This is a genomic window from Streptomyces sp. NPDC003697 (assembly GCF_053587115.1).
Genome location: NZ_JBSFNN010000019.1, coordinates 1 through 18,363, shown reverse-complemented (window position 1 = coordinate 18,363; position 18,363 = coordinate 1). Strand labels below are relative to the sequence as shown.

Genomic DNA, 18,363 nt, shown 5'->3' with positions numbered 1-18,363 from the left:
GGACTCCGGCATGTTGCACCATTGCTGCGGCCGCAGAGAAAGTGCAACACTGCGCGCATGGCCTCGACACTCGCGCACGACCAGCAGGCACGGCAGGAGCGGCAGGACCAGCCCCGCCACGAGCAACCGTGGGAGCCGGAGCGCCCGTACGCCACGCACGACGTCACCAACCAGGCCCCTCCCCTGGCCCCCTACGATGCGTCCGAGGACGCGGCCCTGCTGGAGGGCCTGCGCCGCGAGGGCGCCGGATGGGCCGAGGACGACGTCCGGCGGGTCGGTCTGCTGGCCGGCAGCGCGCAGGCGCAGGAGTGGGGTGAGCTGGCCAACCGGCACGAGCCTGAGCTGCGCACCCACGACCGCTACGGCAACCGGGTCGACGAGGTCGACTTCCACCCCAGCTGGCACCACCTGATGCGCGTCGCGGTCGCCGAGGGGCTGGCCGGTGCTCCCTGGGCGGACGACCGGCCCGGCGCGCACGTCGCCCGCACCGCGGGCGGGCTGGTGTGGGGGCACACCGAGGCCGGGCACGGCTGCCCGACGTCGATGACGTACGCGGCCGTCCCCGCGCTGCGCAGGCAGCCCGAACTGGCGGCCGTGTACGAGCCGTTGCTGACCAGCCGTGTCTACGAGCCGGGCCTGCGGGCGCCGGCCGAGAAAGCGGGTCTGCTCGCCGGCATGGGGATGACCGAGAAACAGGGCGGCTCCGACGTACGGACCAACACGACGACGGCCGCGCCCACCGCCGAGTCCGGCGTGTACACCCTGCGTGGGCACAAGTGGTTCACGTCGGCGCCCATGTGCGACGTGTTCCTGGTGCTCGCGCAGGCCCCCGGCGGGCTGTCCTGTTTCCTGGTGCCGCGCGTGCTGCCCGACGGCAGCCGCAACACCTTCCGCATCCAGCGGCTGAAGGACAAGCTGGGCAACCGGTCCAACGCCTCGTCCGAGCCGGAGTTCGACGGAACCGTGGCCTGGCTGGTCGGCGCGGAGGGCCAGGGCGTCAAGACGATCATCGAGATGGTCAACTGCACGCGGCTGGACTGCGTCATGTCGTCGGCGACGCTGATGCGCAAGACCCTCGTCGAGGCGGGACACCACGTACGTCACCGCCGGGCGTTCGGCGCCGCGCTGGTGGACCAGCCGCTCATGCGCAACGTGCTGGCCGACCTCGCCCTGGAGTCGGAGGCCGCGACCACGCTCACGCTGCGGCTGGCCGGCGCCGCCGACCGGGCGGCGCGCGGGGACGACGGCGGGGGTACGGAGGCCGCCTTCCGGCGGATCGCCACGGCCGTCGGCAAGTACTGGGTCACCAAGCGGGGCCCGGCCTTCACCGCGGAGGCCCTGGAGTGTCTGGGCGGCAACGGCTACGTGGAGGACTCGGGCATGCCCCGGCACTACCGTGAGGCTCCCCTGCTGTCGATCTGGGAGGGCTCGGGCAACGTCAACGCCCTCGACGTGCTGCGGGCCCTCAGCCGCGACCCCGGCACGGCGGAGGCGTTCTTCACCGAACTGGCGCCCGCCCGGGGCGCCGACGCGCGCCTGGACGCGGCCGTCATCCGCCTCGAGGGATGCCTGGCCGAGGGCTCACCGGCGGGCGCGCGCCGCCTGGTGGAGCTGATGGCGCTGACCCTCCAGGGCTCCCTCCTGGTCCGCCACGCCCCGCCCGCCGTCGCGGACGCCTTCTGCGCGACCCGTCTCGGCGGCGACTGGGGTCACGCCTTCGGCACGCTGCCCGCGGCAGCGGACGTCGACGCGATCCTTGAGCGGGCGCTGCCGGCGGTGTGACCCGCGGCCCTCGGGAGCGGAGTGCCGCGACGGCTTCCGCGCCCGGGAGCCCGCGGCGGTGGGCGCGGCCGGCGCCGCCCGGGCGCACCCGTGCGCGGGACGGCCCGCAAGAGGTTCACCACGTGACGGCCGGGGCCTCACGGCCGACGGCACGCCGGGGCGGGTCACCAGGTCTCGCGGCTCCACATCGGGCCGAACCGGGCCCATTCGGCGTCCCACTGCCGCATGCGAGCCCGTTCCAGTCGGTCGCGGAGCAGGCGGCCGACGACGAAGGGGACGGCACCGGTGCTCAGTCCGACCAGGCCGCCGACCACGGCGGCCCGCGTACGGGCCTGGGCGGCGGTGGCCGGCCGGGTCACCAGCCGGCCCCGGGTGTCCGTCCAGACGGTGACCCGGCTACCGGCCGCGCTGCCCGGCCGCACCGGGACCTGACCGGTGCGGGGGGTGCCGTCCGCCGCGGTCCAGCGCACCCTCCTCCAGGCCCGCGAGGCGTCGGCCCCCCGGCCGTTGCCCTGCCCCGCCGCGGGCGGGCCGGGAGCTTCCACGACGGCCGCCGTGGGCCGCCATTCGGCACGCTCGCGGGCCAGTTCGTGCTCCACGGCCCGCATCGCCGTCACGCCGGCCGACAACCCGGCGAGGACGGTGAACACCCAGGCACCGAGCACGATCCAGGCTTCCACCGCGTCGGCGCGGCGCTTGAGCGGATTGCGGCGCCACCGCCACAGCCACACCTCCGGACCACGGAACGCCATCGCAGGCACCTTCCTCACGAGTGCACGGACATGCCGGACCGCCCTCCCATACGGGGGACGCCTCCGCGATGCTCACGTCGTCTTCCCCGGCTTCGCCCGCCCATGGCCGTCCCGGCCCGCCCCGCGGTGCCCGGCGCGGTGCGCGCGAGCGGGCCCGACGCACCGCGCGGCACCGACATCACCGCGCCGGCCTGGGCCGATGCCGTACCAAGGGTGACTGTCAGTGCAGGGGTGCAGACTGACCCGTGTCCGAGACGAGGACGTCGACGAAGACGTCACGGAGGTGATCGGCATGACCGAGGTACTGCTCGCCGTAGGAACACGAAAGGGCCTGTTCATCGGCCGGCGGCGAGGCGGATCGTGGAAGTTCGACGACAGTGCCCACTTCAACGCACAGGCGGTCTACTCGGTCGCCCTCGACACGCGCGGCGCCACCCCGCGGCTGCTGGCGGGCGGGGACAGCTCGCACTGGGGGCCGTCCGTCTTCCACTCCGACGACCTGGGCCGCACCTGGACGGAACCGGCGCAGCCGGCCGTCAGATTCCCCAAGGACACGGGCGCCTCGCTGGAGCGGGTGTGGCAGCTGCACCCCGCGGCGGCCGAGCCGGACGTGGTCTACGCGGGCACGGAACCGGCCGCCCTGTACCGCTCCGAGGACCGCGGAGAGAGCTTCGAACTGGTCCGGCCGCTCTGGGAGCACCCCACCCGGTCCTCGTGGGTGCCCGGCGGCGGCGGTGAGGGTCTGCACACGGTGCTGACCGACCGCCGCGATCCGCGGGCCGTCACGGTCGCCGTCTCCACCGCCGGGGTGTTCCGCACCACGGACGGCGGGGGGAGCTGGACCCCGTCCAACTCCGGTGTGGCCGCCGTGTTCCTGCCGGATCCCCATCCCGAGTTCGGCCAGTGCGTCCACAAGGTCGCGCGGGACGCGGCGAACCCCGACCGGCTGTACCTGCAGAACCACTGGGGCGTGTACCGCAGCGACGACGCGGGGGCGCACTGGACGGACATCGGCGAGGGGCTGCCGTCGACGTTCGGCTTCGCGGCGGCCGCCCACCCGCACCGCGGCGACACGGCGTACGTCTTCCCGATCAACGCGGACGCCGACCGGGTGCCCGCCGGCCACCGGTGCCGCGTCTTCCGGACGGCGGACGCCGGCAAGAGCTGGGAACCGCTCGCGGCCGGCCTGCCGCAGGAGGACCACTACGGCACCGTGCTGCGGGACGCCCTGTGCACCGACGACGCCGACCCGGCGGGAGTGTACTTCGGCAACCGCAACGGCGAGGTGTACGCGTCGGCGGACGACGGCGACAGCTGGCAGCAGCTCGCCTCCCATCTGCCGGACGTGCTCTGCGTACGGGCCGCGGTGATCGGTTGAGCACGCCAACCCGCCGTGCCGCGGGGCCGGTTCACGCGCTGCCCGGCCCCCGGCCGTCCCCGGCCGGGCTCGGACCGCCGCTTGATCGCCACCCCGCGCGCGGCAGTAGGGTGACGGCCGTGGCACCACGACCCTTGCACGAGATCGTCGAACCCGGCTGGGCGAAAGCCCTCGAACCCGTCGCCGGAAGGATCGCCGGGATGGGCGACTTCCTGCGCGCGGAGATCGCCGCCGGGCGCACCTACCTCCCCGCCGGACAGAACGTCCTGCGGGCGTTCCAGCAGCCGTTCGACGACGTACGGGTCCTGATCGTCGGGCAGGACCCGTACCCGACCCCCGGGCACGCGGTGGGGCTGTCGTTCTCGGTGGCGCCCGACGTGCGCCCGCTGCCGGGCAGCCTGATCAACATCTTCCGCGAGCTGAACAGCGACCTGGGACTGCCCCAGCCGTCCAACGGCGATCTGACGCCGTGGACGAAGCAGGGGGTGCTGCTGCTCAACAGGGCGCTGACCACCGCACCGCGCCGGCCGGGCGCCCACCGCGGCAAGGGCTGGGAGGAGGTCACCGAGCAGGCCATACGCGCCCTGGCGGCGCGGGGCAAGCCTCTGGTGTCGATCCTGTGGGGGCGGGACGCCCGCAACCTGCGCCCGCTCCTCGGCGAGCTGCCCTCGGTCGAGTCCGCCCACCCCTCCCCCATGTCGGCCGACCGCGGCTTCTTCGGCTCCCGTCCGTTCAGCCGCGCCAACGACCTGCTGATCGGGCTGGGCGGACAGCCGGTGGACTGGCGCCTGCCGTGACCTCGCGCCAGGGCGCCCGGGACGAGGGGGCGGCGGGCCAGTGGGACGCCGCCGAGGTGTCGGGCTTCCTCGCCGTGGACTCGGGCGGCTCCGGTCTCCGCGTGGTCGTCGGCACGGCCGGACGCGGCCCGCTGGCGCGACGGGACTCCGGCGAGCCGGTGCGCACCGGTGCCCGGGGGATCGACCCTGGGCATCTGATGGCGCAACTGGTGCCCATCCTCAGGGCGCTCACGGAGGAGACGGGGGTCCGGCGCCCGGCCACGGCGGTCGTCGGGGCCGCCGGGTTCGCCACCCTGGGGGACGCGCTGCGGGCCGAGCTGCCCGGCGCCCTGGCGCGGGAGTTCGGCGTGCGGACGGTCGCGCTCGCCGCCGACGCCGTCACCGCCTACGCCGGCGCCCTGGGCGCGCGGCCCGGTGCCGTGGTCGCGGCCGGCACCGGCCTGATCGCGATCGGCACCGATCTGACGGGCTGGCGCCGCGCGGACGGGTGGGGTCATCTGCTCGGCGACTGCGGCAGCGGGGCGTGGATCGGGCGGGCCGGCCTGGAGGCCGCGCTGCGCGCGCACGACGGGCGCGACGGCGGTTCGGCCGCTCTGCTGGCCTGTGCCGTGGAGGAGTTCGGGGCGATGTCCGCCCTTCCCGGCAGGCTCTACCCGCGTTCCGACCGCGCCGCCGTCCTGGCCTCCTTCGCACCCCGGGTCGCCGCCTGCGCCTCGGGCGACCCCGTCGCCGCGGGCATCCTGCGCGCGGCGGCACGGCACATGGCCGAGTCGGCCGCCGCGGTCTGCCCGCCCGTCGGCGAACCCCGGATCGCCCTCACCGGTGGCCTGTTCACGATGGGCGACCCGCTCCTGCTCGCGCTGGAGGAGGAACTGGCCCGGCGGCTGCCGCACGCGCTGCGGGTGCCCGCCCAGGGCGACCCGCTGCACGGTGCGGTTCGGATCGCCGCCGACCTCGCCGGCGGCACCCTCGCCCTGCCGGCCGACGAGATGATGCTGCACGTCACGACACCCCGAGCGGACTGATCCTCGCAATCCGTACGTGCCGGACAAGTACCCCGTGTGCCGCGCGAGTTGTCACCCCGCGTCCCGTTCCGGGCACCGATCGACACGAACCCGTACGTAACTCATCAGACAAAAGGGGACGCATACCGCTCACCTGCACCCTCCCCGAACAGAGGAACCCCGAAAGCCAGTAACATGCGACGCCATGAGCTCCCCCACTGGGCCCGCGTCCGGCCTGCCAGTACGAATGCCGCGCCCCCGCCAGCCCGGACGGCACCGCCGACCGGAACCGTTGGCGGCTCCCGAGGGCGCGCCCGCGCTCGTCCTCGCGGTGCCGGGCACGCCCGGCACCGCCACGCGCAGCCTCGCCGAGGAGGTCGTGAGCATCGCGCGCTCCGAGCTCCCCGGCCTCGACGCGCGGATCGGGTACCTGGACGGGGACGACGCCGACCACCCCTCGCTGCAGTCCGTGCTCTCGCGCACCGCCGAGGAACGCACCGCCCGCTACGAGCAGGCGGTGGCCGCCGGCGTGGAGACCAAGGCGCCCGAGGGCCCCGTCGCCGTCGTGGTGCCGTTGCTGGCCGGCCCGGACAGCGCCCTGCTGCGCCAGGTCCGCCAGGCCGTCATGGAGAGCCGGGTCGCCGCCGAGCTGACCGACGTCCTCGGCCCGCACCCGCTGCTCGCCGAGGCGCTGCACGTGCGGCTGTCCGAGGCGGGCCTGGCCCGCGCCGACCGCGCCCGCCTGTTCACGGTGGCGACCGCCGCCGACGGCATCATCCTCGCCTCCGTGGGCGGCGAGGAGGCCGTGCAGGCCGCCGGGATCACCGGCATGCTGCTCGCCGCACGCCTCGCCGTCCCGGTCATGGCGGCCGCCCTGGACCAGGACGGCTCGATCGCGAACGTCGCCGAGCAGCTGCGTTCCGCCGGTTCCCAGCAGCTGGCCCTGGCGCCGTACCTGATCGGCCCGGAAATCGACGCCGAGCTGGTCGCCGCGGCCGCCGAGGAGGTGGGCTGCGCCGCCGCCGAGGCACTCGGCCCCTACCCGGCCATCGGCAAGCTCGCCCTGGCCAAGTACACGACGGCGCTGGGCATCGCCCCGCAGCAGGCGCAGGGCACCCCGGTGCGCTGAGCGTCCGTGTCACCCGCACGCCCAGGGGCCCGCTCCGCACACCTCGGAGCGGGCCCCTCGCGCCGCCGCGCGGGGGCCGTGAGGGCTCAGCCGAACACCACGCAGGACGCCGCCGGCACGCCGACGGCACCCGCACGGCGCGGCAGACCCGTCCGCGGGTCCACGAGGAACCAGGTCACGTCCCCGGAACGCTCGTTGGCGACGTAGAGGCGGCCGTCGAAGAGGGTCAGGGCGCGCGGCCAGTGACCCCCGCACGGGACGGTTCCCAGCAGTCGCAGCCGCTCCCCGCCTGCCTCCACCGCGAAGACGGACAGGACGTCGTCGCCGCGCGTCGCGGTCCACAGGAAGCGGCCGTCGGGAGCGACGACGACGCCGGAGGGGTAGGCGTCCCCGGCCGGCGCGTCCGGCAGCACCGGCGTCTCGGTCAGCGGCTCCAGCGCACCGGCCACCGGGTCCCAGTGGCAGACGGTGACGGAGGGGGTGAGCTCGTTGACGACGTAGGCGTGCTCGCCGTCGGGATGGAAGGCCATGTGCCGGGGCCCGGAGCCGGGGCGCAGGGCGATCTCCCGATGCAGCCGGAACGCGCCGTCCGTGAGGGTGCACACCCGCACCGAGTCCGTGCCCAGGTCGACGCTGACGGCCCAGCTGCCGGTCGGGTCGGGCTGCACCTGGTGGGCGTGCGGACCGCGCTGGCGTCGCTCGTGCGGGCCGGAACCGGTGTGCCGGAGCACGTCGGAGGGGGCGTGGGCGAGGCGCCCGTCGGAGCGGACGGGGACGGCCGTGACGCTGCCGGAGCCGTAGTTGGCGGTGAGCACATGCCCGTCGAACAGGCTCAGATGGGTGGGACCGCTGCCACCGACCCGCACCGGCGGACCGGTCGGTTCGAGGGTGTCGTCCTTCACCCGGTAGGCGGCCACCGCACCCTCGGCCGTCTCGCTCACCGCGTACAGCGTTCCGCCGTCGGGCGACAGGGCCAGGTAGGACGGGTCACGGAGCTGGCCGGCGCTGCTCAGCACGGTCAGCGCGCCACCGTGCGCGGCCACCGCCGCGGTGACGACGCCGGGCCCGCCCGCGGCCGTGAACGATCCGATGAACGCCCGCTCCGGCCGTCTGTCGCCGTTCGCCACCGCAGTCCCCTCTCGGTCGTGCCGTCCGGGCGACGGTAGCAGCCGGACACGCCAGGTCTAGACCAAGCGGGGTGCGTGCCGTGGCCGATGTGCGCGTCAGGCGCCGACCAGCGGAGGCCGCGAGGGTGCGCAGAGGGGCCCGGCGAGCTCCGCCAGGGCCCGCTCCAGCCCGTGCAGATGGGCGAGCGCGGGCTCCGTCACCGACGACGGCCGGGCGGCCGCCGCCCCCGCCTGCTCGGGACGGTCGGCGGTGAGCGCCTCCACCGCGGCCTCCACCCGCCGGCAGGCGGCGGCCAGGCGGGCGTCGTGGGAGGCCTCGGGGTCGGCGGCGACAGCCACGAGGCCGCGGATCTCCCGGGCGCAGTCGTCGAGCAGGCCGAGCACCCGGCGGGCGCGCCGCTTGCGGCCGAGCGCCGGGCTCAGCGGGTGCACGAGCGGGGCGACGGACAGCCGCACCCGGCCGAGCAGCTGCTCCAGTTCGGTCACGAGCGGTGCCGGGTCGGCGTCCGGAACGCCCGCGAGCCGGGCGGCCGCCTCGGCGGTGCACGCGTGGACGCAGCGCAGGGCGCGCTGGATCCAGACGTCGGTGACGGCGTGCGTGGTCACCGGCAGGACGAGGAGGACCGCCAGCGCCGCGCCGAGCGCACCGACGCCGGTCTCCGCGAGCCGCAGCGCGAGCAGCCCGGGGCTCAGCACGCCGAGGAGGCCGTAGAGCGACTCCGCGAGCAGCGTCACCCAGAGCATCATCCAGGTGTACGACACGGCGGCCGTGTAGAAGATGCCGAACACGCACACCGCGGCGAGGACGGCGGTGGGCACCGCTGCCCCGTGCAGCGGGACGGCGGCAAGGACGCCGAGCCCGATCCCGATCAGCGTGCCGAGGACCCGGCGGAAGCCGCGCACCAGGGTCTCCCCGCGTGAGACGGTGTTGACGAAGATCCACCAGGTGGCGCCGACGGCCCAGTACCAGCGCTCCCCCGACACCAGCTGGCCCACGGCGAGGGCGAAGGTGGAGCCGCCGACCGCCTGCACGGCCTGCCGGGTGGCCACGCGGGCGAGACCGGTACCGCCGGGCGGGGCGGGCACAGCGGCCGGGGGGAGTCCGCGCTCGTAGCACCACAGTCCGAACCGCACGGCTGCCGCGCTGAGCACCGACAGCACGACGGCCGCGGACAGCTCGGGCAGCCGCTCGGCAGTGGCTTGCAGGAACTGCGCCACGAAGAAGGTCATGAACGCGAAGACGCCCAGGCTGTGGCCGCGCGGCCCCCAGCGGCGCGCGTGGACGCCCACGCCCACCACGGCGAGCAGGGCCGCGTCCCGCGCCAAGGGATGGGCGTGCAGCTCCGCGGCGGCGGCCAGGACGGGCAGACCGACGACCGGCAGCAGCGCGGTGGTGACCGCCTGGCCGCGGACCGTGGAGTCGGCGACCGTGAACAGGGCCAGCAACGCGGCGAGCCCGCCGGTGACGGCACCCCGGAGCGAGAAGCCCGCCAGGCCGCAGACGGCGACCGCCGTCCCGATGCCGAGGACGGCCCGGGCGGCGAAGCGCAGTCGCGCCCGCCCCGGGTCCGGAGCCACGAACACCCTCTTCAGCACTGCGCACTGCCCCCTTCGCAACGGCACGAAAAAGGCGCCGCGGGATCCGCAGCGCCATCGACGCCTCCATCACAGCATCACTGCCGGCGATGGCTCAAGTGTGTCGTTCACGGGTGGGCCATTGGCACAGCGACGGACCAGGAAGAGTGGCCGGTGAGAGGCCAATGGAGTGCCGGCCGTGGCCTACCCGAACGCGACCCGTCTGGGCCATTGGTACGGTCGTAGCGATCACGACCGATGAGGAGGCCGGTACCGCCATGGCCGTGGACGAGCTCGACACGCGCATCCTGCGGCTGCTGCTGGAGCGGCCGCGCACGAGCGTGCGCGAGTACGCCCGCATCCTCGGGGTCGCCCGCGGCACGCTCCAGGCGCGGCTCGACCGTCTCGAACGGGACGGCGTGATCACCGGCACCGGCCCGAGCCTCTCCCCGGCCGCCCTGGGGCACCCGGTGCTCGCGTTCGTGCACATCGAGGTCACCCAGGGCCACCTGGACGACGTGGGCGACGCGCTGGCCGGGGTGCCCGAGATCGTCGAGGCGTTCTCCATCACCGGGGGCGGGGACCTGCTGACGCGGGTCGTCGCGCGTGACAACGCCCATCTGGAGGACGTCATCCAGAAGCTCATCAGCCTGCCGGGCGTGGTGCGCACCCGCACGGAGGTGGCGCTGCGCGAGCGCGTCGCGCACCGGTTGCTGCCGCTGGTGGAGTCGGTCGGGCGTACGGCCGGAAGATGACCTGCCCGACGTCCGCGGCGGCGGGCCCGGTCCTGCGGAAGGCCAATCGGCGCACCGGCCGCAGGTGAGCGGCCATCGGCGGACCGGCCGCGGGTGAACGGCCCCGCGCCGGTCGGCGCACCCCACCGGCCGCGGGCGAGCGGTTCCGCCGGTCGGGACACGTCACTGAGCCTCTTGAGGGGCAGGCCTCTCCGGTGGGCGCCCACCGACTCGCCCGGTCAACGGCGCGGCAGCCGGCCGTGCGGGGCGGCGCACGCCGGCGAACCGGCCGAGAGCGGCCTCGCCCGGCGCCGGACCGCCCGCCCGCGGCGCACCGGACTCGCGGGGAGACTCCACCGGCCTTCCGGGGCGGTCACGAACGGCGGCGGGGGCGTCCGCGCCGGCCGGCCCTGGTGGGGTCGGAGCCGCCGCGCGCCTTGCGGCCCGCCGTCCCGCCCGCCGAGGCCTGGCGCCGGGTGTCGGCCGCGTCGGAACGCTTGCGCGCGGTCTCCGGCGCGGCCTGCTGGGTCCGGCTTCGGCCCCGGGTGCTGTTGACCGACCGGCCCCGGACGATGCCGATGAAGTCCTCCACCAGGCCGGTGGTCGCCTCCTCGGGCCACGACAGCGCCACACCGGACTGCGGGGCGTCCGCCACCGGCCGGTAGGTGAGGTCCCTGCGGTGGTGCAGGCGGGCCAGGGACTGGGGGACGACGAGCACTCCCACGCCCGCCGCCACGAGCTCGATCGCGTCCGCCGTGGTGGCGGGGCGCTCGAAGGCGGGCAGGCCGGGTGGCCGCTCCCAGCCGAGGACGTCGTCGAGGGGGTGCAGGACGATCTCGTCGGCGAGGTCGTCCAGCGACACCTCCTCCGCCGCGGTCACCAGGTGGTCCCTGGGCACCACGACCACCGTCGTCTCGGTGTAGAGGGGGATCGCGTGGAAGTACGAACGGTCCACCGGCAGCCGTACGATCCCCGCGTCCGCCTCGCCGCGGCGCAGCACGCCGGAGGCGTCGCCGGCCGTGACCTGCATGAGGTCCAGGGGGACGTCGGGCAGGCGTTCGTTCCAGATCCGCACCCACTTGGCGGGCATCACCCCGGGGACGTACGCCAGCCGGAACGATGGGGATGCTTCCGAGCCTGTCACCCCGCCAGGTTACCCGGCGTGGTCGGACCACCCGCGCGCGGTCGATAGTCTGGACACCATGAAGTCGCACCAGACCGCCCAGACGATGAAGCCCGCCACCGCGGCGAAGAAGCTGGGTGTGTACCTCCCCGCCACCCCCACCGAGTTCCAGGAGGGCGTCGTCTCGCGTGCCGAGCTCGACGAGCTCCAGGCGAATCCGCCCGAGTGGCTTCGGGAGCTGCGACGCAACGGCCCCCACCCCCGCCCGGTGGTCGCGGCCAAGCTGGGCGTCTCCATCGCCGGTCTGGCCCGCGGCGGGGTCACCGAGCCGCTCACCACGGAGCAGATCGAGGACCTGAAGAAGGACGCCCCGGAATGGCTGCAGAAGGAGCGCGCCACCCAGGCCGAGGTCCGCAAGGAGGCGGCGCGCCTGAAGAAGCGCAACGCCGAGCGCGCCGAGCAGGACGGCCGGCAGTCCTGACCGCCGCGGCGGCCGTACACCGGGCCGCAACGCCCTGAGGGTCCGCCCCGCGTTCCCGGTCACCGCTCCCGAGGAGCCACGCGAACCGATCCCGGCGACTGCCGGGCGGGGCGGCCAGGCCCGGCCATGGACAACGCCGCAGAGGGGCGTCTCCGGCATGATCCGCCGGACCCCCTGAGTGCTCCCTTCGCTCTCCTCGCTCCCGGCCTCGCACCCGGGAGCCGGCAACGCCTGCCGCCGCCTCCCGGGCGCGCCCGTGCCCTGGGCGCACCTCCGGCCGTCAGACGGCCACCACGCCGCCGCGTTCCGCGTCACGGTGGATCGGCGCCCCGGACCCGGTCAGCGGCAGACCCGTTCCGCCGCGCCGGGCCGCGACGATCTCCGCGGCGATCGACAGGGCCGTCTCCTCCGGTGTACGGGCGCCGAGGTCCAGGCCGATCGGCGACCGCAGCCGGGCCAGTTCGCGCTCGCCCAGGCCGGCGTCGCGCAGCCGCCGGTCGCGGTCCGCATGGGTGCGGCGGGAACCCATCGCGCCGACGTACGCGACCGGCATCCGCAGGGCGGCCGTCAGCAGGGGGACGTCGAACTTGGCGTCGTGGGTGAGCACGCACAGCACCGTGCGCCCGTCGGTCGCGGTGCGCCGCAGGTAGCGGTGCGGCCAGTCGCACACGACCTCGTCCGCCTCGGGGAACCGGGCCCGCGTGGCGAAGACGGGGCGGGCGTCGCACACGGTCACGTGGTAGCCGAGGAACCTGCCCGCCCGCACGAGGGCGGCGGCGAAGTCGATCGCGCCGAAGACGATCATCCGGGGAGGCGGCAGGCTCGACTCGACGAGCAGCGTGAGGCCGCCGCGGCAGTGCGACCCGTCCGCGGAGAGTTCCACCGTGCCGCTGCGGCCGGCCTCCAGCAGGGCCCGGGACTCGGCCGCCGCCGTCCGGTCCAGCTCCGGATGCCCGCCGAGCCCGCCCTCGTGTCCGCCGTCGGGGCGTACGACCAGGGCATGGCCGAGGAGTTCGGCCGGTCCCCGGGCCACCCGGGCGACGGCCACCGGCTCACCCCGGGCGGCCCTCGACACCGCCGAGCGGAGTACCGCCCGGGCGGGCTCCTCGGCGGGGACGGGCGTCACCAGGATGTCGATGACCCCGCCGCAGGTCAGCCCGACGGCGAAGGCGTCCTCGTCGCTGTAGCCGAACCGTTCGAGGACGGGGGTGCCCTCCTGGAGGGCCTGGAGGCACAGGTCGTACACGGCCCCCTCGACGCAGCCGCCGGAGACCGAGCCGATCGCGGTGCCGTCGCCGGCGACGGCGAGGGCCGCGCCGGGTCCGCGCGGCGCGCTGCCGGAGACGGCCACGACCGTGGCGACGGCGAAGGAGCGGCCCTCCTCCATCCAGCGCCCCAGTTCCGGGGCGAGGTCAAGCATCGCGTCCCTCCGCGGCCGCCGACAGGACCCGGTCGGGGCGGATGGGCAGATTCCGGTGGCGGACGCCGGTCGCGTGCCAGACGGCGTTGGCGATGGCCGCCGCCGCCCCCACGATGCCGATCTCCCCGATGCCCTTGAACCCGACCGGGTCGTCGGGGTCCGGGTCGTCGATCCAGTCGGCCTCGACAAGCGGGACGTCGGCGTGCGTGGCGACGTGGTAGCCGGCGAGGTCGGCGCCGACGTGCCCGCCGGAGGCGGTGTCGCGGACCGCCTCCTCGTGCAGGGCCATGGAGATGCCCCAGGTCATGCCGCCGACGAGCTGGCTTCGTGCCGTGAGCGGATTGACGATCCGGCCCGCGGCGAAGACGCCGAGCATGCGCCGCACGCGCACCTCGCCGGTCGTGACGTCCACGGCCACTTCGGCGAACTGCGCGCCGAACGAGTGCCGTTCGCGCTGTGCCAGGGCGGCGACGGCCGCCGAGGTGTCCGACCGCACCGTGATGCCCCCGGGCGGGACGACGGCGCCCGGGGCGAGCCGTTCCCGCAGTTCGCGGGCGGCGGCCGTCACGGCCCACGCCCAGGAACGGGTGCCCATCGAACCGCCGGCGATCATCGCCGGCCCGAAGTCGCTGTCCCCGATCCGCACCAGGACCCGGTCCGGTGTCGTCGCGAGGGCGTCGGCGGCCACCAGGGTGAGGGCGGTGCGTGCCCCGGTGCCGATGTCGGCGGCAGCGATCCGCACCGTGAAGGTGCCGTCCGCCTCGGCCGTCAGGACCGCCGTCGACGGGCCGGCACCGGCGGGGAAGGAAGCCGCCGCCGTGCCGGTGCCGAGCAGCCACCGCCCGTCGCGCCGCACACCCGGACGGGGGTCCCGCTCGGCCCAGCCGAATCTGCGGGCGCCCTCCCGGAAGCAGTGCAGCAGGTTGCGGCCGGTGAACGGCAGACCCGACACGGGGCCCCGCTCGGGGTCGTTGCGCGCCCGCAGCTCGATCGGGTCGAGGCCGCACTTCCCGGCGAGTTCGTCGAGCGCCGACTCCAGCGCGAACGAACCCGGCGCCTCGCCCGGCGCACGCATCCACGTGGGGGTCGGCACGTCCAGGCGCACCACGCGGTTGGCCGTGTGGTGGGCGTCGGCGTCGTACATCACCCGTGCGACTCCGGCGCTCGGCTCGACGAACTCGTGCACGGTGGAGGTGAGGCTGAGGGAGCGGTGGTCCAGGGCGCGCAGCCGTCCGCCGGCGTCCGCGCCGAGCCGGACACGCTGCGCCGTGGGGCTGCGGTAGCCGGTGAGCGTGAACATCTGGCGCCGGGTCAGCACTACGCGGACGGGCCGCCGGAGGACGGTCGCGGCCATCACGGCGGCCACCTGGTGGGCACGCAGTCCCTTGCTGCCGAAGCCGCCGCCGACGTGCTCGGACCGCACCCGCACCGAGGAGGCGTCCAGCGAGAACATCTTCGCCAGTTCGCCGGCGACCCAGGTGGTGCCCTGGTTGGAGTCGACGACCTCGAGCCGGCCGCCGTCCCAGTGGGCCGTCGCCGCGTGGGGCTCCATCGGGCTGTGGTGTTCCTCCGGGGTGGTGTACTCGGCGTCGACGACCACATCGGACGCGGCGAGCGCGGCGTCGAGGTCGCCCTTGGCGGTCACGGCCGGCATGTGGCCGCCGGCCGTGTGGGCGTCGGGGCGGGTGGCGGCGAACGCGACGTCGTGGGGTTCCTCGTCGTAGTGCACCACCAGTGCCTCGGCGGCCTCCCTGGCCTGTTCGGAGGTCCCGGCGACGACCAGCGCCACGGGCCAGCCCCGGTGGGGCACCCGGTCGTGCTGGAAGACCGCGGCGGTCGGGTCGGGCGGGATGCCCAGCAGGCCCACGAAGTCGGTCTCGACGCGCGGGGCGTTGCCGTGGTGGAGGACGGCCAGCACACCCGGCATGCCGAGGACGGCTTCGGCGCCGATCGAGCGGATGCGGCCCCGGGCGACGGTGGACAGCACCAGCCAGCCGTGCGCGAGACCGGCGAACGGGATCTCCGCCGCGTAGCGAGCCGCTCCGGTGACCTTGTCGCGGCCCTCCACGCGCGTGTGCGCGCTGCCGACGGAGCCCGTGGCCGACGCGGCGCCGGTCGTGCCGGTGGTGGCGGTGGTGGCGGTGGTCATCGGGTGGCCTCCTCGGCGAGTTCGGTCAGCACGGCGACCAGGAGGTTGCGCATCAGGGCGACCTTGTAGCCGTTGCGGGGCAGGGGCGCGGCCGCGGCCAGTTCGGCGTCGGCGGCCGCGGCGAAGGCCGCGGCACCGGCGGACGCCCCGGTCAGTACCCGTTCGGCGGCGCGGGCGCGCCAGGGCCGGGAGGCGACGGCGCCGAGGGCCACGCGGGCCTCCTGGACGACGCCGTCCCGGATGTCGAGCGCGGCGGCGACCGAACCGATCGCGAACGCGTAGGAGGCGCGCTCGCGCACCTTCCGGTAGCGGGAGCGGGCGGCGACGGGGGCGGGCGGCAGGGTGACGCCGGTGATCAGGGCGCCCGGCGGCAGGGCGGTCTCCCGGTGCGGGGTCTCCCCCACGGGCCGGTAGAACTCGGTGAGCGGCACCTCGCCCGGTCCGTCTGCCGTCCGGTACGAGACGACGGCGTCGAAGGCGGTGAGCGCCACGGCCATGTCCGAGGGGTGTACGGCCACGCAGTGCGGGGACGCGCCGAGGACGGCGTGGTTGTGGTGGTCGCCCTCCACGGCGGGACAGCCACTTCCGGGGACGCGCTTGTTGCACGGCTGGGTGACGTCGGTGAAGTAGCCGCAGCGGGTGCGCTGGAGCAGGTTCCCGCCGACCGTGGCCATGTTGCGCAGCTGGCCGGACGCACCGGCCAGGACCGCCTGGGCGAGGGCCGGGTAGCGGCGGCGGACCTCGGGGTGGGCGGCCAGGTCGCTGTTGGTGACGGTGGCGCCGACGCGCAGGCCGCCGTCCGCGGCGGGCTCGACACGGTCCAGGGGCAGGTGGCGTACGTCGACGAGCCGGGCGGGGCGTTCCACGCCGGTCTTCATCAGGTCGACGAGGTTGGTGCCGCCGCCGAGGAACCGCGCGTCCGGGTCGGCGGACAGCAGCGCGAGGGCCCCGGAGACGTCGGCCGCCCGCTGGTAGCCGAACTCCCTCATGCCACCGCCTCCTCGGCCGCCGGCTGCGCGGCGGCCGCCCGGGCGACCGCCTCGACGATGGACACGTAGGCGCCGCAGCGGCACAGGTTGCCGCTCATCCGCTCACGGATCTCCTCGGCGCTCAGGGGTGGCGGTCCCGCCTCGGGCCGGAGGTCGCCGGTGACCGCGCTCGGCCAGCCGGCCGCGTGTTCCTCCAGTACCGCGACGGCCGAACAGATCTGCCCCGGCGTGCAGTAGCCGCACTGGTAGCCGTCGGCGTCGAGGAACGCCTGCTGCACCGGGTGCAGCCGCTCGCCCTCGGCGACGCCCTCGATGGTGGTGATCTCGCATCCCTCGGCCGCCACCGCGAGCTGCAGGCAGGCCACCGCCCGACGCCCGTCGAGCAGGACGGTGCAGGCACCGCACTGGCCCTGGTCGCACCCCTTCTTGGTGCCGGTCAGGTCGAGGCGCTCGCGCAGTGCGTCGAGCAGGGTGGTGCGGTGGTCGACGGACAGCGGGTATGTCTCGCCGTTGATGGTCAAGGTGATGGCGCTGGACGTCGAACGGCCCATTGGTCAGCCTTCTTTCACGTGTCCGGACGTTCCCGGCGGACCGTCCGGCGGACAGGCGAAGCAAGAGACGGGAGATGGCGCTGTACCTGGCGAAGGATGTCGGAAGCGGGCAGGATGCGGGGGCGGGCGTGCCGGGGCGACGGCCCCGGCTGCCCGAGCCGGCCGCGTCCGCCGTATGGTGAAGCCAAAACCGGACAGCTGTCCGTTACGAGAAACCTAACGGACGGCTGTCCGCTCAGCAAGACCGGTCTCGGCCACGAGCCCGCGAGGAGGACGGGTGCAGCAGAAGAGGGACGCGCCCCTGCGCTCGGACGCGCAACGCAACCGCGAGCGCATCCTGGAAGCCGCGCTGGCCGAACTGACCCGCTGCGCGGACGCGCCCCTCAGCGTCATCGCCAAGAGGGCCGGCGTCGGCCAGGGCACGTTCTACCGCAACTTCCCCAACCGCGAGGCGCTGGTCCTCGAGGTGTACCGCTACGAGATGCGGCAGGTGGCCGACAGCGCACGGCCGTTGCTGGAAAGCCGGCAACCGGACCGGGCGCTGCGGGAGTGGATGGACCGCCTGGCCCAGTTCGCCATGGCCAAGGCGGGCCTGGCGGACGCCATCCGCCAGGCCACCCGCGCCCTCGGCGGCCCGGCGAAGCCGGGACACACCCCGGTGCTGTCCGCCGCGGAGCTCCTGCTCCGCGCCAACGAGGAGGCCGGCACCATTCGCCCCGGGGTGACCGCGGAGGACTTCTTTCTCGCCATCGCCGGACTGTGGCAGATCGACCCCCACGGCGACTGGCGGCCGCGGGCCACGCGACTGCTGGACCTGGTCATGGACGGCCTGCGCGCGGGGGCCCCGGGCCGCTGAGGCCCGTCACGCCGGGCGGCGGCCGCCGTGGCGGTGGCTGTCACGGCGGTGGCTGCCGTGGCGGCCGATACCGTCGGCCGCTGTGCCATCCCGCGGCGGCCTCGCCCGTGCCGCGGCCGGCGGGGGCGGACACCGAAGCCGGCGACGGCACCGGGCAGGGACCGGGCGGCACACTCCGGGTCGACCGGGGCCCGGGCGGTCAGCCCAGGAAGCCGAGCCGTACCTGGCGGTCGGGGTTGTCCTTGATGAGGACGACCCTCCGCCTTGCGATGCACCGCATCCGAAACGCATCCAGGCAGATGGAAAGTTCCTCGGTCGGCGGAGACGAGCCCGGCCACCTCGTGGCCGGGCCTCGACGCGTGCGGCTGCCCCGTCCTCTGAGCCCGGATCAGCCGCTCGCATCGTTCTACGGCACGCCATGGGCGGGGGCCGGGGCCGCGGGAGTCGTCGCACGCGGGCGTGAGGCACCGTCCCGGTGGGCCCCGGCCGGGGCGGGGGCCGGTGCCCAGCGTCGTG

General features: G+C 75.3%; 16 protein-coding genes. 8 read left to right on the top strand and 8 right to left on the bottom strand.

What is annotated here, in order from left to right; all coding sequences use genetic code 11:
- Positions 1-57: 57 nt before the first annotated feature.
- Positions 58-1,782, top strand: coding sequence for an acyl-CoA dehydrogenase family protein (locus tag ACWDNY_RS10655; RefSeq protein WP_451645368.1), 1,725 nt, complete (start codon positions 58-60; stop codon positions 1,780-1,782).
- Positions 1,783-1,946: 164 nt separating this feature from the next.
- On the opposite strand, the gene ACWDNY_RS10650 is transcribed toward ACWDNY_RS10655, so the two are convergent.
- Positions 1,947-2,534, bottom strand: coding sequence for an Rv1733c family protein (locus ACWDNY_RS10650; RefSeq protein ID WP_451645367.1), 588 nt, complete (start codon positions 2,532-2,534; stop codon positions 1,947-1,949).
- A 223-nt stretch (positions 2,535-2,757) separates the two neighbouring features.
- Here ACWDNY_RS10650 and ACWDNY_RS10645 point away from each other — a divergent pair, with 223 nt between their 5' ends.
- The 4 genes from ACWDNY_RS10645 (at position 2,758) to ACWDNY_RS10630 (ending at position 6,842) form a co-directional block, all read left to right on the top strand.
- Positions 2,758-3,912 (top strand): WD40/YVTN/BNR-like repeat-containing protein, encoded by a 1,155-nt coding sequence (locus ACWDNY_RS10645; RefSeq protein WP_451645366.1) that lies wholly within the window; start codon positions 2,758-2,760, stop codon positions 3,910-3,912.
- Positions 3,913-4,031: 119 nt separating this feature from the next.
- Positions 4,032-4,709, top strand: a complete 678-nt coding sequence (locus ACWDNY_RS10640) for a uracil-DNA glycosylase (protein WP_451645365.1) — start codon at positions 4,032-4,034, stop codon at positions 4,707-4,709.
- A 56-nt stretch (positions 4,710-4,765) separates the two neighbouring features.
- Complete coding sequence (locus ACWDNY_RS10635) at positions 4,766-5,734, top strand: N-acetylglucosamine kinase (RefSeq protein WP_451645435.1); 969 nt, start codon at positions 4,766-4,768, stop codon at positions 5,732-5,734.
- A gap of 184 nt (positions 5,735-5,918) precedes the next feature.
- A complete protein-coding gene (locus tag ACWDNY_RS10630) occupies positions 5,919-6,842 on the top strand; it encodes a sirohydrochlorin chelatase (protein ID WP_451645364.1) in 924 nt (307 codons plus the stop codon).
- Between the two features lie 86 nt (positions 6,843-6,928).
- On the opposite strand, the gene ACWDNY_RS10625 is transcribed toward ACWDNY_RS10630, so the two are convergent.
- On the bottom strand, positions 6,929-7,969 hold the full coding sequence (locus tag ACWDNY_RS10625; protein WP_451645363.1) for a lactonase family protein: 1,041 nt from the start codon (positions 7,967-7,969) through the stop codon (positions 6,929-6,931).
- 96 nt (positions 7,970-8,065) lie between these two features.
- Positions 8,066-9,565, bottom strand: coding sequence for an FUSC family protein (locus ACWDNY_RS10620; RefSeq protein ID WP_451645361.1), 1,500 nt, complete (start codon positions 9,563-9,565; stop codon positions 8,066-8,068).
- A gap of 257 nt (positions 9,566-9,822) precedes the next feature.
- Here ACWDNY_RS10620 and ACWDNY_RS10615 point away from each other — a divergent pair, with 257 nt between their 5' ends.
- Positions 9,823-10,299 carry an Lrp/AsnC family transcriptional regulator gene (locus ACWDNY_RS10615; protein ID WP_451645360.1) on the top strand — a complete coding sequence of 159 codons (477 nt, stop codon included), beginning with the start codon at positions 9,823-9,825 and terminating at the stop codon, positions 10,297-10,299.
- 352 nt (positions 10,300-10,651) lie between these two features.
- Here ACWDNY_RS10615 and ACWDNY_RS10610 read toward each other — a convergent pair whose 3' ends face one another.
- Positions 10,652-11,422 (bottom strand): LysR substrate-binding domain-containing protein, encoded by a 771-nt coding sequence (locus ACWDNY_RS10610; protein WP_451645359.1) that lies wholly within the window; start codon positions 11,420-11,422, stop codon positions 10,652-10,654.
- 58 nt (positions 11,423-11,480) lie between these two features.
- Here ACWDNY_RS10610 and ACWDNY_RS10605 point away from each other — a divergent pair, with 58 nt between their 5' ends.
- Positions 11,481-11,882, top strand: a complete 402-nt coding sequence (locus tag ACWDNY_RS10605; RefSeq protein ID WP_451645358.1) for a DUF5997 family protein — start codon at positions 11,481-11,483, stop codon at positions 11,880-11,882.
- A 280-nt stretch (positions 11,883-12,162) separates the two neighbouring features.
- On the opposite strand, the gene ACWDNY_RS10600 is transcribed toward ACWDNY_RS10605, so the two are convergent.
- The 4 genes from ACWDNY_RS10600 to ACWDNY_RS10585 are packed head-to-tail and all read right to left on the bottom strand — an operon-like array spanning position 12,163 to position 16,991.
- Positions 12,163-13,302 carry an XdhC family protein gene (locus tag ACWDNY_RS10600; RefSeq protein WP_451645357.1) on the bottom strand — a complete coding sequence of 380 codons (1,140 nt, stop codon included), beginning with the start codon at positions 13,300-13,302 and terminating at the stop codon, positions 12,163-12,165.
- On the bottom strand, positions 13,295-15,451 hold the full coding sequence (locus ACWDNY_RS10595; RefSeq protein ID WP_451645356.1) for a xanthine dehydrogenase family protein molybdopterin-binding subunit: 2,157 nt from the start codon (positions 15,449-15,451) through the stop codon (positions 13,295-13,297). The genes ACWDNY_RS10600 and ACWDNY_RS10595 overlap by 8 nt, the downstream gene beginning before the upstream one ends.
- Complete coding sequence (locus ACWDNY_RS10590) at positions 15,448-16,440, bottom strand: FAD binding domain-containing protein (protein WP_451645355.1); 993 nt, start codon at positions 16,438-16,440, stop codon at positions 15,448-15,450. The genes ACWDNY_RS10595 and ACWDNY_RS10590 overlap by 4 nt, the downstream gene beginning before the upstream one ends.
- Entirely contained in the window at positions 16,437-16,991 is a 555-nt protein-coding gene (locus ACWDNY_RS10585) for a 2Fe-2S iron-sulfur cluster-binding protein (protein WP_451645354.1), read from the bottom strand. The genes ACWDNY_RS10590 and ACWDNY_RS10585 overlap by 4 nt, the downstream gene beginning before the upstream one ends.
- A 277-nt stretch (positions 16,992-17,268) precedes the next feature.
- On the opposite strand from ACWDNY_RS10585, the gene ACWDNY_RS10580 reads away from it, so the two are divergent.
- Positions 17,269-17,847, top strand: coding sequence for a TetR/AcrR family transcriptional regulator (locus ACWDNY_RS10580; RefSeq protein ID WP_451645353.1), 579 nt, complete (start codon positions 17,269-17,271; stop codon positions 17,845-17,847).
- Positions 17,848-18,363 lie beyond the last annotated feature (516 nt).